Annotated in this window: 16 protein-coding genes; all 16 read left to right on the top strand. The window is 27.0% G+C overall.

Annotated features, from left to right (window positions below):
• Positions 1 to 24: 24 nt before the first annotated feature.
• The 16 genes from Q5O29_RS06825 to Q5O29_RS06750 are packed head-to-tail and all read left to right on the top strand — an operon-like array spanning position 25 to position 16,126.
• Entirely contained in the window at positions 25 to 1,164 is a 1,140-nt protein-coding gene (locus Q5O29_RS06825; protein ID WP_022212219.1) for an aminotransferase class I/II-fold pyridoxal phosphate-dependent enzyme, read from the top strand.
• 18 nt (positions 1,165 to 1,182) lie between these two features.
• A complete protein-coding gene (locus Q5O29_RS06820) occupies positions 1,183 to 1,806 on the top strand; it encodes a sugar transferase (RefSeq protein ID WP_370545598.1) in 624 nt (207 codons plus the stop codon).
• Positions 1,807 to 1,832: 26 nt separating this feature from the next.
• Positions 1,833 to 2,537 (top strand): YveK family protein, encoded by a 705-nt coding sequence (locus Q5O29_RS06815; protein ID WP_022212217.1) that lies wholly within the window; start codon positions 1,833 to 1,835, stop codon positions 2,535 to 2,537.
• A complete protein-coding gene (locus Q5O29_RS06810) occupies positions 2,521 to 3,219 on the top strand; it encodes a CpsD/CapB family tyrosine-protein kinase (protein ID WP_022212216.1) in 699 nt (232 codons plus the stop codon). The genes Q5O29_RS06815 and Q5O29_RS06810 overlap by 17 nt, the downstream gene beginning before the upstream one ends.
• A gap of 24 nt (positions 3,220 to 3,243) precedes the next feature.
• Entirely contained in the window at positions 3,244 to 3,918 is a 675-nt protein-coding gene (locus Q5O29_RS06805; RefSeq protein WP_022212215.1) for an acetyltransferase, read from the top strand.
• Positions 3,887 to 5,044: a glycosyltransferase family 4 protein gene (locus Q5O29_RS06800; RefSeq protein ID WP_022212214.1), complete on the top strand. Its 1,158-nt coding sequence runs from the start codon at positions 3,887 to 3,889 to the stop codon at positions 5,042 to 5,044. The genes Q5O29_RS06805 and Q5O29_RS06800 overlap by 32 nt, the downstream gene beginning before the upstream one ends.
• Positions 5,045 to 5,063: 19 nt before the next feature.
• Complete coding sequence (locus Q5O29_RS06795; protein ID WP_022212213.1) at positions 5,064 to 6,119, top strand: glycosyltransferase family 4 protein; 1,056 nt, start codon at positions 5,064 to 5,066, stop codon at positions 6,117 to 6,119.
• A 22-nt stretch (positions 6,120 to 6,141) separates the two neighbouring features.
• Complete coding sequence (locus Q5O29_RS06790; protein ID WP_022212212.1) at positions 6,142 to 7,389, top strand: hypothetical protein; 1,248 nt, start codon at positions 6,142 to 6,144, stop codon at positions 7,387 to 7,389.
• A 16-nt stretch (positions 7,390 to 7,405) separates the two neighbouring features.
• A complete protein-coding gene (locus tag Q5O29_RS06785) occupies positions 7,406 to 8,491 on the top strand; it encodes a glycosyltransferase family 4 protein (protein ID WP_022212211.1) in 1,086 nt (361 codons plus the stop codon).
• Positions 8,492 to 8,502: 11 nt separating this feature from the next.
• Positions 8,503 to 9,573: a glycosyltransferase gene (locus Q5O29_RS06780; RefSeq protein ID WP_022212210.1), complete on the top strand. Its 1,071-nt coding sequence runs from the start codon at positions 8,503 to 8,505 to the stop codon at positions 9,571 to 9,573.
• 13 nt (positions 9,574 to 9,586) lie between these two features.
• Entirely contained in the window at positions 9,587 to 10,678 is a 1,092-nt protein-coding gene (locus tag Q5O29_RS06775) for a glycosyltransferase (RefSeq protein ID WP_186834512.1), read from the top strand.
• Positions 10,671 to 11,705 (top strand): glycosyltransferase family 2 protein, encoded by a 1,035-nt coding sequence (locus Q5O29_RS06770; RefSeq protein WP_022212208.1) that lies wholly within the window; start codon positions 10,671 to 10,673, stop codon positions 11,703 to 11,705. The genes Q5O29_RS06775 and Q5O29_RS06770 overlap by 8 nt, the downstream gene beginning before the upstream one ends.
• Positions 11,705 to 12,727: a glycosyltransferase family 2 protein gene (locus Q5O29_RS06765; RefSeq protein ID WP_022212207.1), complete on the top strand. Its 1,023-nt coding sequence runs from the start codon at positions 11,705 to 11,707 to the stop codon at positions 12,725 to 12,727. Before Q5O29_RS06770 ends, Q5O29_RS06765 begins: the two co-directional genes overlap by 1 nt.
• Positions 12,728 to 12,737: 10 nt before the next feature.
• A complete protein-coding gene (locus Q5O29_RS06760; protein WP_022212206.1) occupies positions 12,738 to 13,898 on the top strand; it encodes a glycosyltransferase in 1,161 nt (386 codons plus the stop codon).
• Positions 13,852 to 14,847 (top strand): glycosyltransferase, encoded by a 996-nt coding sequence (locus Q5O29_RS06755; protein WP_243166540.1) that lies wholly within the window; start codon positions 13,852 to 13,854, stop codon positions 14,845 to 14,847. Before Q5O29_RS06760 ends, Q5O29_RS06755 begins: the two co-directional genes overlap by 47 nt.
• Before the next feature lies 1 nt (position 14,848).
• A complete protein-coding gene (locus Q5O29_RS06750; protein ID WP_022212204.1) occupies positions 14,849 to 16,126 on the top strand; it encodes a glycosyltransferase family 4 protein in 1,278 nt (425 codons plus the stop codon).
• Positions 16,127 to 16,140 lie beyond the last annotated feature (14 nt).

Below are 16,140 nucleotides of genomic sequence, written 5' to 3'. Positions count from 1 at the left end.
TTATGATAATAAGAGGTGTTTAGTATGAGTAGTGAGAGGATATTTTTAGCATCACCACATATGGGAGGATTAGAAAGGGAGTTTGTTAAGGAAGCTTTTGATACAAATTGGATTGCGCCATTAGGGCCAAATGTGAATGAGTTTGAAAAAGAACTATCAGAATATGTAGGAGTTAAATCAGCAGCTGCTTTAAGTTCAGGTACCAGTGCTATTCATTTAGCAGTGAAGCTTTTAGGTATAACAAAAGGAGATTATGTTCTTTGTTCAGCTTTAACATTTTGTGCAAGCTGTAATCCTATAGTATATGAAGGTGGAATTCCAGTATTTATAGATTCAGAGCCAGAAAGCTTTAATATGTCACCAAAAGCTTTAAAAAAGGCCTTGGAAGATTTAAAAGTAAAAGGAATAACTCCAAAGGTAGCAATTGTTGTTAACCTTTATGGTAATAGTGCAAATATAGAAGCCATTAAGGAGTTATGTGATTCGTATAATGTAAAAATTATTGAAGATGCAGCAGAAAGTTTAGGTTCTACTTATAAAGGTAAGATGAGTGGAACTTTTGGAGATATAGGAATATATTCTTTTAATGGTAATAAGATAATTACTACATCTGGAGGAGGAGCTTTGGTATCAAATAATGATGAGTATGTGAAAAAAGCTAGATTTTTATCAACACAAGCTAAAGAAGCTATGCCTTATTATGAACATAAAGGAATAGGTTATAACTATAGAATGAGTAATGTGGTGGCAGGAATAGGTCGTGGTCAATTAAGAGTATTAGACAGAAGAGTAAAAGAGAAAAACCATATTTTTAAAACATACAAGGAAGCATTTAAAGAAATTGATGATATAAAGATGATGCCAATAACAGAAGGGTGTACAAGCAATCAATGGTTATCAGTAATAACATTAAAGGAAGAAAGTAAAGTTAAGCCAACAGATATAATTGAAGCTTTAGAAAAAGAAAATATAGAATCAAGACGTATTTGGAAGCCAATGAACTTACAACCTATATATAAGGACAATATGTTTTATAGTCACAATGAAAGCGGTATAAGCGTTGGAGAAGATATATTTAATAGGGGTGTGTGTCTTCCATCTGACACTAAGATGACCAATGATGATTTAAAAAGAGTTATTGAAATAATTAAAAATCTTTTTTAATTAATATAAAAGAGGTGAATTGATATTAAAGGGAATATTTTATATGAAATTGCTAAAAGGTTTTTAGATATTATTATTTCATTGACAGCCTTAGTAGTTTTATCACCTATATTAATTATAGTAGCAATTCTTGTTTATTTTAATTTAGGAAGTCCTGTATTTTTTGTGCAAGAGAGAGTTGGTAAAGATAATAAGGTATTTAAAATGATTAAATTTAGATCAATGAAAGATAGTAAAGATAAAAACGGCAATTATTTAAGTGATGAAGAAAGATTAACTCCTTTTGGAGCTAAGCTTAGAAGTTTAAGCGTAGATGAACTTCCAGAGCTTATTAATATATTAAAGGGAGATATGAGTATTGTTGGGCCAAGACCTCTTTTAACACAATACTTATCTTTATATAGTGAAGAGCAAAGTAAAAGACATGATGTAAGACCAGGATTAACAGGTTGGGCGCAAATCAATGGCAGAAACTCAATTACTTGGACTGAAAAATTTAATTTAGATGTTTGGTATGTAAAAAATAGAAATCTTTTACTAGATTTAAAGATAATATTTTTAACTATGAAGAAGGTAATTATTAAAGAAGGTATTAATCAAGAAAATAATGCTACAATGGAGTATTTCAATGGAAGCAACTAATAGATAAAATGCTAGGAGGAAATTAAATGGAAGAGAATTTAATTAGTATAAGTGAAATATTAAGAAGCTTCAAGAAAAGATTATGGATAATTATTCTTATAACATTAATTACCACAATTTTAGGTTTTAGTAGGACAATAGGTATTGGACCATCTTATTCAGGTTTTATGAAAGTATTAATAAGTACTAGTGAAAAAGAAATGGATTATTATTCTGAAGATCAAATTGAGTATTATAGTAATTTTTGCAAAATATTTATTGAAATTATAAAGGCTGGAGATTACTTAGAAAAACCACTTAAAAGAAATCATGTTGAAACAAATTATGAAACTGTAAAAAATAATATAGGAATTACTCCAGGAGCAAATGCACCTATATTTACAATTTCATATAGTGGTGGAAATAAAGAGGAGGTAGAGAAAATTATAGATACTATTTATGATTGTTTAATTAGTGAATTAAAAGAAATTCAACCTGATGTAAAGTCAAAAATAGTTTCTGATATAAATGTAAGTACTATATATCCAAATAAAAAGAAACCTATAATATTAGGTTTTGCTATAGGGTTAATTTTTTCAAGTGGAATAGTTATGGTCTTAATATATTTAGATGGAAGTGTGAAAAATAGAAAGCAATTAGAAAAGATAACAGGTTTACCTATATTAGGAATAATACCTACACACGAAAAAGAGTTTGAAAGGGTGGTAAGAAAAAATGTTCATAGTAGATAAATTACCCAAATCAATTACAGCAGAAAGTTATAGATCCCTTAGAACCAATATTCAGTATTCATCTATTGATAAGCAAGTAAAAACATTAGTAGTGACAAGTTCTAATGCTGGAGAAGGCAAATCAACAGTTGCTGGTAATTTAGCTTATACATTTTTTCAAAATGGGAAGAGAGTATTGATAATAGATTGTGATTTAAGAAAGCCATCTCTTCATAGAAAATTTAATGTTTCCAATGAAGAAGGGTTAACAGATGTTTTAGTTGGTACATCTAAATTAAATAATGTAATGAAAAAGATAGATGATAATTTATATCTGCTTACCACAGGAACTTTACCACCAAATCCTGCAGAAATTATAGGATCAAATACTATGGAGAACTTTTTAGAGCAATGTAAAATTAATTTTGATTATATAATTTTAGATACTCCACCAATATTACCAGTAACAGATTCGAAGCTATTAGCAATAAAGGCAGATGCTACAGTAGTTGTTGTACGATCTGAGGTAAGTAAATCAAAACATGTATCACAAGCTTTTAAAGAGTTGGAGAAGGTAAATGCTAATATTATAGGAACGATTTTAAATGATGTAGAAATGTATTCAGAAAAATTATATTATGATTACTCAAATAAAAGTAAGAAAAGTAAATTTATAAATTTAAGAAATGTAATAAAGATTTAAACAAATTATAAGGTAGCGGTTGTTATGAAAAATATAGTTATTGTTGGAGCAGGAGGCGTAGGTCGAGAGGTTTCTTTGATAATACAACAGATAAATAGGTTAGAGCCAACTTGGAACTTGATTGGATATATAGATGATAATCCAGAAAATTGGGGTAATGTTGTAAATGGATATGCAGTTTTAGGTGGAATTGATTCTCTTACTATGATGAGTAAAGATATTTATGTGGTAATTGCTATTGCTAATTATGAGGTTAAAAAGAGAATTGTAACAAAATTAAATAATAAATTTAAGTTTGCTACAATTGTACATCCAAAAGTCTTGATACATGATTATATGGAAATTGGTGAGGGATGCATAGTTTATGAAGGTGTTATTATAACTACTAATGTATCCATAGGAAATCACGTGATAATAAGTCCAAAATGTGGAGTAGGTCATGATACCATAATAGAAAATTATGTATCTCTTTTATGGAATGTAAATATATCAGGTAATGACAGAATTGGAGAAGGAGTCATGTTTGGATCAGGGTCTACAATAATTCAAGGGAAAAATGTAGGTATGGCAGCGATAATAGGTGCAGGAGCAGTGGTAACAAAAGATATACCAGCAGGAGCTACAGTAGTAGGAATCCCTGCTAAAGTAATAAAATTAGGAGGAGTTAATGAAGAAAGTATTATATGTAACAACAGTTAGTAGGACAATCAATGCATTTCTTGTTCCTCACATTGAAATGTTATTAAAAGAAGGCTATGAAGTGCAGTGTGCTTGCTCTATAGATAAGCCTATAAATAAAGGACTGCTAGAAAAGGGAGTAAAGATATACGATATTCCTTTTTCTAGAAATCCTTTGGGTTTAGGAAACATAAGAGCTTTTAAGAATCTTGTTAAGATACAAAAAAGAGAGAAGTTTGATATAGTTCATGTGCATACACCTATAGCATCTATATATGGAAGATTATTAAAGCTAAGGTTTAACAATTTAAAGACAATTTATACAGCTCATGGATATCATTTTTTAAAAGGTGGTTCAAAGTTAGGATGGATAATGTATTATCCCATAGAAAAAATAATGGCCAAGCTTACAGATACTACTATTAATATTAATTCTGAAGATTATGAAATAACTAAAAATAAGTTAAAGCCAAAGAATTGTTATTTATTAAATGGCGTAGGTTTAGATTTAAATCAATATAAGAAATTATCTCAGAAAGAAATATTAAGCAAGAAAAAGGAGCTTGGGCTAAAAGAAAATGATTTTGTTGTTTTGATGATAGCGGAACTTAATGAAAATAAAAATCAAGTACAACTTATTGAAGCAATGGAAGTTTTAAAGGATACATATCCTGAAATAAAAGCCATATGTGTAGGTGAAGGAGATAAACTTTCAGAACTACAAAGTGAAGTTAAAAATAGAGGGCTTGAAGGTAAAGTTAATTTCCTAGGATTTAGAAATGATATTAATGAACTTATTAATATATGTAATATAGGGGTACTTCTTTCATATAGAGAAGGTTTGCCAAGAAACTTAATGGAGCTTATGGCCTGTGGTAAAAAAGTAATTGCTACTAATATAAGAGGCTGTAGAGATATTGTGGTAGATGAAACCGTTGGTGAGATAGTGGAAGTAGGAGACTATGAAGCTACAGCAAAAGCTATAGAAAATCAGTATTTATATGGAGATAATCAATTTATAATTTCAAAAGAAATTGAAAAGTATGATGTTAAGACTATTAACGAAGGATTAAGGCTTATATATAAGGAATTAGAAGAAGGAGGTTATTATCATAAAGAAGGTTATGCATATTCTGCCAATGAATAAAATGAGCGGAGCAGAAAAAATGGCATTATTAATGTGCAGCAATTTTAAAAAGTATGAACCAATAGTTGTTTGTGGTGGAGAAAGTTTAAAGAAGGCATTTGATGATAAAGGTATAGATACATATGCATTAAGCTTTGGTAAAAAAGATTTATTAAAGACTTTAAAAAATTTAAAGTCTTTAATTAAGGAAAAAAATATAGAAATACTTCATTGCCATGACAACACAGCATCATTATACGGATATATGTTAAAAAAGATATATAAGTTAGATGTAAAAGTAATTTCACATATTCATAATTGTTATCCATGGATAAAAACAGGTGGAATCAATAAGAAGATAGATGGCATCTTTAGGCCTAAATATGATTTTAATATCACTTGCGGTAGAAGAGTATATGATTTTTATAATAAATATGCACCATATTTTAATAAGGACAAAGCTGAAAGTCTTTCTAATGCAATGGATATAGAAGGCATTACAAATATTGATTTTAATGATGTTGAAAATGTGAGAAAGGAATTTAACATTCCAAAGGACAAGAAAATCCTAGGGTTTATAGGAAGATTATCAGAACAAAAGGGAATATTACCCTTTATTAATGAGTTTGCTAAGCATAAGAATAGATTTGAAGATTGCAAAGTACTTTTGGTGGGAAATGGTGAACAAGAAGATCAAGTTAAGGAGCTTATTAGTAAATTAGATTTAAATGATATGTTTATTCTTACTGGCTTTCAAGAGGATATCTATAAATTTTATCCTCTAATAGATGTGTTGTTCCTGCCATCAATATATGAAGGTCTTCCAATGGTGTTATTAGAAGGCATGGCCTTTAAGAAAGCAGTTATATCAATGGATGTTGGAAGCATTAATGAGTTAGTGACAAATGAAACAGGATTATTAATACAAGCAGGGAATTATAAAGAGTTTATAGATAAGTTAGAAAAAATTAAGAGCAATGAGGATATTGCAAAAAGATATGCATTAAACGGATATAAATTTGTACAGAAAAAATACAATATAAAATGTTATGTGAAAAATATAGAAAGCATATATGATAATGTTTTAAATGGCTAAGTGATAAGTAAGGAGGAAACCAATGAGAATATATTTGTTATTTTCAATGATGGAAGCATTTATAAGTTTAATGTTAAAGGATGTAGTTGATAGCTACACATTAACTGTACTTTGGATGTTTATAAATTCCTTTGTTCTTATTGGATGGTTTTATCATAAATCTAAGGATACCACCATGTTTATGTTTTTACTTATAGGCTTTTTACTTAGATTATTAATGATGATTTATGATACTAATGTATCAAGATTACCATTTAACACTGGTGATGCATATAAATTTGATGAAATGGCAAGGCTCACGGCTGCAGCACTGCCAGAACAGCTTTTAGAGCACTTTACAGGTTTTTATTCTCAATTTTTAGGGGTTGTTTACTATATTTTTGGAGAGTACAACTTCTTTGGACATTTTATAAATATATCATTTATCATGCTAGCAGCGACAAAGCTTATTGATATAGCTGATTTGTTAGAATTTAAGACTAGAAATGAAAAGCTATTAATTGCATTATGGCTTTTCATGCCTATACCTATGCTTATGGGATATGCACTATTGAGAGAAGCATCAATGTATTATTTTATAGTTCAATCCATTTACTTTTTCCTGAAATGGTTTGAAAAATATAATTATATATATGCAGTACTCGCCATACTAATGGGGCTTATAGGAGGAAAATATCATAGTGGAGTTATGGTTGTTGTTGTGCCATATATTTATTATTTTATTTTTTATAGTCGTAAAAAGAAAAAAATTAGCTTTAATATATTTAATAAGCTTTTAATTGTATCAGGAATAGTTGTGGCACTTCTTATATTGCAAAATGCAGGTGATGAAATATATGGTAAGGCTACAGCAGATACAGGAGGAGGTTCCGCTTACTTAACTAATATAGAAATGGATAGTCCAATAGACTTAATAATTTGGGGACCTGTTAAGGAAATATTTTTATTACTTTCACCTATGCCATGGCTTGTAAGAGGAGGATTGGATTTAGCAACATTAATGTTTGATTCTACTATATTTGTTTTTGGTATGTATTTAATAGCACGGTATTTTAGAACCATGGAAAGTAAAATTAAAGCCTTAGTTTTAGTATTGTTGCTTGGTGGTTTTGTTTTTGGACTTGGAAGTCTTAATACTGGTACGGCTATGAGACATAGAAATAAGTTTACCTCATTAGTATTAGTCAGTGGAATATATGTAATAGATAAAAATAAAAAGGTAAGTGATAATATTGAAAATTTTATCAGAAATATTTTATATAAGTTTTAGTTAAGGAGTAATAGTAATGAAGAAAATATGCTTTTTAAGTGGAGACATGTCCAGAAGTGGAGGGACAGAAAGAGTTTTAGCTATTATAGCCAATGAGTTTTGTAAAAAAGAAGATTTATTTGAAATTCATATTTTAAGTACAGTAAATGAAAATATGACTTCATTTTTTCCACTGGATAAAAGAATAAAGCAAAGCAGAATTTTAAATGATAAAGCTTTAAATTTTAAAAAGCAATATTTTAAAGTAGTTAAGGGAATTAGAAATTACGTTAAGAAAAATAACATTGATGTTTTTATAGATGTGGAAGTAATAAGCAGTATTTTTTCTATTCCAGCTACAAGATTTACTAGTACTAAACATATAGCTTGGGAACACTTTAATTTCTATGAAAATAACGGATCATCATTAAGAGCTTTAGCAAGAAAAATTGATGCTAAGTGTTCAGATTATATAATCACTTTAACAGAAGAGGATAAGAATAATTATTTAAAAAATTTAAAGATTAAAGGAAAAATAGATTATATATATAATCCTATGGAAAGTGTAGAAATTAAAAATTGCAATATTAATTCTAAGCAAATAGTAAGTGTAGGAAGGCTTACATATCAAAAAGGCTTTGATATTCTTTGTGATGTAGCAAAGGATGTGTTAAGTAAAAATCCTGATTATAAGTGGATTATTTTAGGTGATGGTGAAGATAAAGAAAAGCTTCAAAGTAAAATCAAGGAATATAATTTACAAGATAGATTAATTCTTAAAGGTAAAGTTTCTAATGTGGAAGATTATTATGAAAATAGTGCTTTATATGTAATGACTTCAAGATTTGAAGGATTACCAATGACTCTTTTAGAAGCTAAAAATCATAAGCTACCTATAGTAAGTTTTGATTGTCCAACTGGACCATCAGAAATTATAAGAAATAATGTTAATGGATATTTAGTTAAAGCAAATGATATTAAAGAAATGAGTAATAAAGTTAATAGTGTTTTACAAGATGATAAAAAGCTAAAGGAATTTAGTGATAAAGCAGAACTTGATATAGATAAGTTTAATATTAATTCAATAATCAATAAGTGGATAAATATTTTATGCACTATTTAAGGAGAGAAATTATGGCAATAGCGATATATAGTAATGTTCTAGATAATGGTGGAATCAGTAAATTTGTATATAATATGCATCATGCTTTTCAAAAGAAAAATATTAAAAGTGAAATAGTTACCTTTAGTGCAGATACTATATATGGAAATAATATAACGTTATTAAGCTGTACTAATCATGGTAATAGAATTATGAAGCTTAGAAGATTTATTTTAGATAAAGATATAGATTCAATTATAGCAAATACATGGTTTGAAGGTCTTATAGCAAAATTAGCAGCAGTTTTTAGCGGAAAAAAAGTAAAAGTAATTTCTGTTGTTCATATAAGACCTAATTTATGGGGATTTTCTAAAAATGATATTTTAAGAAGTGGTGTAGCAAAAATATCTTTAAATTTATGTGATAAAGTTATTGCTGTTTCCAATGAATTAAAGGAAGCTCTCATAAAAGAAGGTTGGGTAAATAAGAAAAAGATTACTACAATATATAATCCAGTTATTTTTTATGAAATAAAGTATCACAAAATTAAATATAAGGATATTAAAGGTAAGAAAAATATCAATATTGCAGTTATAGGTTGGATTCAACCAAGAAAAGCTCAGGATATAATTATTAAAGCTTTTAGTGAAGTAAAAGATAGAAACTTTACTTTAAATTTTATTGGTGGTGTTGAAGATAAGACATTTAATGATGAGGTATTAAGATTAATTGAAGATAATAAGCTTAAAGATAAGGTGAAATTTTGGGGAGCGAGAAAAGATGTTTTTAAAATATTAGATCAAATGGATATATTAGTTTCAGCAAGTAGGGGAGAAGCATTACCAACAGTAATGATTGAGGCATTATATTGTGAAAAACCAATAATATCAAGTGATTGTGATTATGGGCCAAAGGAAATATTAGATAACGGAAAATATGGTCTTATATTTAAAGTAGATGATTATAACGGTTTAGCAAAATGCTTTAACACTATGGTAAATAACAATGAATTATATAATAAATTTTTAAGTTTATCACAAGAAAGAAGCAAACTATTTACTTATGATAAAGCAGTAAAATCTTATTTAGAAATATTGAAATAAGGAGAGGGTTACCATTAAGCCTTTAGTTAGTGTAATTGTTCCAGTATTTAATGGAGAAAAATATATAGAAAAATGTATTAAATCTATTTCAAATCAAAGCTTAAAAGAAATTGAAATTATTGTAGTTAATGATGGCTCAAAAGATAAAACATTAGATGTGTTACAAGCTTTAAGTTTAGAAGATAAAAGAATTAAAGTTATAGATCAAATTAATTCAGGAGTATCACAGGCTAGAAATAATGGTTTAAAAAATGCTTCTGGAAAGTATATAGGCTTTGTTGATGCAGATGATTATATTGATGTGACAATGTATGAAAAAATGTATAAAAAAGCTGAAGATAATAATTGTGAAATAGTTATATGTAATGTTAATGATGTAAAAGGTGAAGAAAAAAAGGTTAGCTTATGCCTAGAAGAAGGAATCATTAATATGGATATGATTATTAAGGAAGATTTCCTTTGTGAAAAATACTGTAAATTAGGAACAGCAGTATGGCATAAGATATTCAAAAGTGAGCTTATAAAAAATAATAATATTAAATTTGTAAATTATAACGAAGTTGCCAGTGAAGATACATTATTTAATTTTGAAGCAATGATGAAAGCTAAAAAAATATATTGTTTAGACGAACCTTTATATAACTACATAATAACAGAAGCTTCACTTACTAAAAGTAGCGTAGCAAAAAGTAATATGGTAAAAAGGTGCATAAATACTGTAGATATAATAAGAGATTTCCTTGAAAAAAACAGTATTAAAGCAGAGCAATATATAAATTATCTAATTTATTGGGAATTTATTAATGCATTATCATATGTTGATGAAGTAAATGTGAAAAATATTTCAAAAGCTATAAAGGAATATAGCAAAATTAAAGGTTTTAAAGCTGCATTAAAAAATATAGCCTTTAGTAGTAAGTTAGATAAATATTTTATAAATCATAAAGGAAGCTATTTAACTGTTAATAAAATATTTGATAAAACATTTTCTATATTATGTTATCTGAATTTAAATTCTTTAGCAGCAGTAATTCATAGTAAAAGGCTTAAAAGAGCAAGAGCAATACAAAAGTATAATAAAATCAGGGGGAATGATAGTGAGTAATATTTCTATAAGTGTATTGATGCCAGTATATAATAGTGAAAAATTTTTATTAGAAACAGTACAAGCAGTTATAAATCAAAGCTATACTGACTGGGAACTTATATTAGTTGATGATGGATCTACAGATAATAGTAAAGAAATATGTACAAAGCTTATGAATGATGATAAGAGAATAAAATATATATTTCAAGAAAATTTAGGTGTATCTCATACGAGAAATGTAGCTCTTGAAAATGCTCAAGGAAAATATATTGTATTTGTTGACAGTGATGATTTAATACATGAGGATTATCTAAAGATATTAATAAATTCTATAGAAAAAAATAATTCAGATGTATCAGTATGTAATTTTATTGAAAGAAAGATTTTAAATACAGGAAAAATTGAAGATATAACTAGAGAGTTTTATCTAAAAGAAGTTATGGAAATGTCAGAAATGAAAGATTATATTATGGATTTTGGAAATAGTGGTCTTTTAAATCCATTATGGAACAAAATATATAAAAGACAAATTATAGAAAATAATAATATAACTTTTGATGAAGATATTAAAACAGGAGAAGATTTTATTTTTAACCTTCAGTATTTTAGAAAAACTAAAAAAATATCATTTATTAAAGAAAAGCTTTATTACTATATTAGAAGAAATAATAACAGTATTACATATCAGTATATAGAAAATATGTATGAGAGGGGATGGGAAATACATTCACTATTAGAAAGCTTTTTAGAAGATATGAATTTTTATAGTAATGAAAATGCTTATGTACTTTATGGTAATCACTTAACTGGAGCATTTTCAGCATTTTTAAATTTATATCATGATAATTGTAAATTAACTTCAAAGGAAAAAAGAGAATATATAAGAAGAATAATAGATAGACCATATGTAAAAAAGTGTGCAGTTAATAGAAAAAGTGATAAAGGAATTATAGGTTTAACTTCCTTTTTAGTAAGAATGAATAATACTTTATTAATATCAGCTGCATTTAAAGGAATATCTTTAGCTAGGAAGGTGAAAGCATAATGAGTATAAAAGTTAGTGTAGTAATGCCAGTATATAATGCTGAAAAATATTTAGCTAAGTCTATAGAAAGTATGCTTAGCCAAAGTTTAAAGGAAATAGAGTTAATTTTAGTTAATGATGGCTCGAAGGATAAGAGTTTAGCTATATGTGAAGAATATGCTAAAAGAGATTCAAGAATAATAGTAATTAATAAGAAAAATGAAGGTGCATGTATAGCAAGAAATACAGGAATATCTATAGCTAAGGGAAAATATATTCAACTTGTAGATGCTGATGATTATATAGAAAACAATATGTTAGAAGAACAATATAACTTAGGTGAAAAAACTAATGCTGAAGTTGTAATGTGTGGTATGAAGTTTGATGTACACAAAAAGAATGGACAGGTTGTTATCAGTGAAGCTCATTATAAAGATATGGTGTTAAATTCACAGGAAGAAATAAAACTAATATTTATGGATTTATTTGATAATCTTTTATTTAACTATACACACAATAAACTTTATAATAGAGAGTTTTTAAAGAAAAACAACTTAAAGTTTATTGAATGGCTTCCAATAGATCAAGATACTAACTTTAATATAGATGTTTTCAAAGCATTAAATAAGTTAACAATAAGCACAAAATCTTATTATCATTATGTAAAAACTTTTGAAGAAACAATAGTTACAAGATATCATGCTAATAAGTTTAAAGTAAGAACTTTTAGATATGATAGATTAAAGGAGTTACTGGAAAGCTGGGGTATATATAATGATGAAAATAAAAAGAAATTAGCTTCCATGTATATACATCATGTTATTGAGTGTTTTGAAATATATAACCATAAGAAATGTGACTTAAATACTAAAGAAAAGAAGAAGGAAATAGAAAAAATATTAAATACAAAACAAGTTAAAGATTCTTTAGAAATACTAGATAGAGCAAATTCATTTTACACAAATATGGTATTTAAAGCTATGAAAGAAGGAAGTGTTAATATAATATATGATCTTTGTAAAGTAAAGAAATTCTTAAAATAGGGGTAAAAATATGAAGAAAAAAATTCTATTTTTAATAGAAAGCTTTGCTGGTGGTGGAGTTGAAAAAGTATTTATAGATTTAATAAATAATATGGATATAAGTAAATATGATATTACTGTAATGAGTATATGGGATTATGGTGTAAGAAAAAAAGATTTAAGAAAAGATGTAAAATATAAATCTATTTTTCCTAATATAAGAGGAATAAGCAGAGTGTTTCATAATTTTGTGGAAAAAAGTGATGGAAGTTTACTTTATAAGCTTGGAATAAGAGAAAAGTATGATATTGAAATTGCTTTTATTGAAGGAAGAGCTACAAAAATAATAGGGGCATCTACTAATCCTAATAGCAAAAAAATTGCATGGGTTCATATTGATCTATCTCAAGGACATTGGACAAGTAGAGTTTTTAGAGAAAGCTTACAAAGAGAAAAAGAGTGCTATAAAAAGTTTAATGATATAGTTTTTGTTTCTAACTCTGCTAAGGAAGGGTTTAAAAATTTATTTGGAGATGATTTTGATAATCTTCAAGTTAAATATAATCCTATTATAGCTGAAGAGGTAGTAAAAAAAGCTGAAGAAGAAGTAAATGATATAGAAAAGCCAAAAGATAAAAGGTTATTAGTTACCAGCGGAAGATTAGTATCACAAAAGGGGTATGAAAGCCTTTTGGAAGTTTGTAATAAATTAAATAGAGATAATATTAAATATGAATTATGGATTTTAGGAGAGGGATGGGCTAGACCTAAGTTAGAAGAGCTTATAAATAAATATAACTTAAGTAATGTTAAATTATTAGGCTTTAAGGAAAATCCATATAAGTATATAAGTAAAGGGGATTTATTTGTATGCTCATCTAAAAATGAAGGATTTTCATTAGTAATAGCAGAGGCAATGATTTTAGGATTACCTGTTATAAGTACAAACTGTTCAGGACCAAATGAACTTTTAAATTTTGGACAATTTGGATATATGGTTGAAAATAATGAAGAGGCTTTATATGAAGGTTTAAAAGAAATTATAAATAATGATGAAAAGCTTAAATATTATAAGAAAAAATCTAAGGAAAGAATAGATTTCTTTAATTATAAAAATAGAATTAGTGATATTGAGAGGTTATTTAATGATGACTACCAAGCCGAAAATCAGTGTTATAATACCTGTTTATAATGTGGAAAAATGGTTAAATAAATGTGTTGATAGTATATTAGCTCAGTCATATGAGAATTTTGAAGTTATATTAGTTAATGATGGATCTACAGATAAGAGTGGAGATATATGTGATAAATATTTAAAAGAAGATAATAGAGTTAAAGTATTTGATATTTTAAATAGTGGTCAATCTGTTGCAAGAAATATAGGATTGAAAGAAGCAAAAGGTGATTACATATTATTTATAGATAGTGATGACTATATAAGTGACAAAGTAATAATAGAGAAGTTTATAAATATATTAGATAGTAATAAATATGATTTTATTTATACATCATATTGTAGATTTGAAGATGGTAATGAGGAGAAAATAACAGAAGTATTACCTATAAATTTAACTAATGATGAAATTAGAGATAAGGAAGGCAAAGAGATATTAGTTGATTTAATAAATAAAAACTCATTTCATCATGCACCATATTTAAAAGTATGTAGAAAAGAGTTTATTCTAAAAAATAAATTATTTTTTAGAGAAGGTTATTATCATGAAGATGCAGAATGGACTTTTAAAGTATTTTATTATGCTAAAAAAATATTTATAGATGATAAGCCTTGGTATATGAGAAGAATGAGAGAAAATTCCACAATTACATCAAGAGATGAAAGAGCAATATGTAAAAAAATATGCGATAGATTAATAATAGCAGATGATTTAATAAAGTTCTTTGAAAAGAAAAATGCCTCTAAAGTTATTATTGATGACCTGGTAAGAATGTATTGGGGAGATTTAATGATTACACGAGGTGTTGAAGAAAAATATAATATTAATAAATGTGCAAAAGTAATAGCATCTACAAAAAATGTTTTAAATAAATCAAGTATAAAAAAAAATTTAATTGGAAATAAATTGATTAAATATTTAGGAGCGAAGAATTTTATTAATTTATTAAAGATTGTGGGGATATAATATGAAGGTTTGTTTTTATTTAAATACTCATGGATTAGAAAAAAAAATTTTTTCTAATCCCTTACTAGGCAATCCTGGTATTGGTGGAACAGAGTTTATGTTTTGGACAATTAGTTTTTATTTAAAAAAAATATATCCTGAAGTTGATGTAGTAGTATTGGCATCTCATATTGATACTTTACCTAAAGAAATTATATCTATTAGATGTATAGATGAAATAGAGGCAGTAAAGATATGTAAAGAAATTAATGGTGATATTTTTATATTCAAAGGGCCATATCATGATATTAAATTATTTAATTTAATTGATGAGTTAAAAGTTAAATCTATAATGTGGTCTCATAATTATGAAAGTATCATAGGTTCAAAATATGCCAGTGGATGCAAATATTTAAAAAGAAATTTATGTGTTGGAAAAGAACAATATGATAGATTAAGAGATCATAAGGTTTTTGAAAAATCAGCATATATATATAATTGCTTAGATTTTTCTCCTTATAAAAGTAGAGATATTAAAAAGAGAAATATTGTTACATTCATGGGCGGATTAAGAGTTACAAAGGGATTTCATATATTAGCAAAGGTATGGAAAGAAGTTGTTAAAGAAGTACCAGATGCAGAACTTCATGTTATGGGTGGTTCTAAGTTATATGATGAAAATGCATCTACAGGAAATTTTGGAATTGCAGATGAAAAATATGAAAAAAGATTTATGCCATATCTTTTAGATGACAATGGAAAAGTAATGAATAGCGTTAAGTTCTTAGGGGTATTAAATGGAGAAGAAAAAATAAATGCTATAAATGAAACAAAGGTTGGAATTGCTAATCCTTCAGGATTTGGTGAAACTTTTTGTATAAGTGCAATAGAATTTGAAGCTATGAAGGTTCCGGTGGTAAGTTGCAAGAAAAATGGTTTATTAGATACAGTTGAAGATGGTAAATCAGGAATATTAGTAAAAAATGAAAAGCAGTTAAAAGATGCAATAGTTACTTTATTAAAAGATGATAAATTAAATGAAGATATGGGTTTATATGGAGAAAAATTTGTTAGAGAAAAATTTGATATATACAATGTGTGCAGTAAATGGAAAAAACTTTTAGAAGATGTGTATAATGATATTCCACAAAAAGAAGAACTAATAAACAATAATTTTAAATATAATCTTAAATGGTTAAGGGAATTTAATAGAAAAATTAAAAAAGCAAAAATATTTAATTGGTTACCACCAATAAGTGAGTATGAGGAAAGAATAGTTCCTAAATTTAAGAAATTATAGAGAGGATAAAGGGG

The sequence above is a fragment of the Clostridium sp. CAG:265 genome, from assembly GCF_000436575.1.
GTDB classification, from domain to species: Bacteria; Bacillota; Clostridia; order Clostridiales; family Clostridiaceae; genus Clostridium; species Clostridium lentum.
The sequence above is the reverse complement of the archived record's forward strand: the minus strand, read 5'-3'. Positions and strand labels throughout refer to the sequence as shown.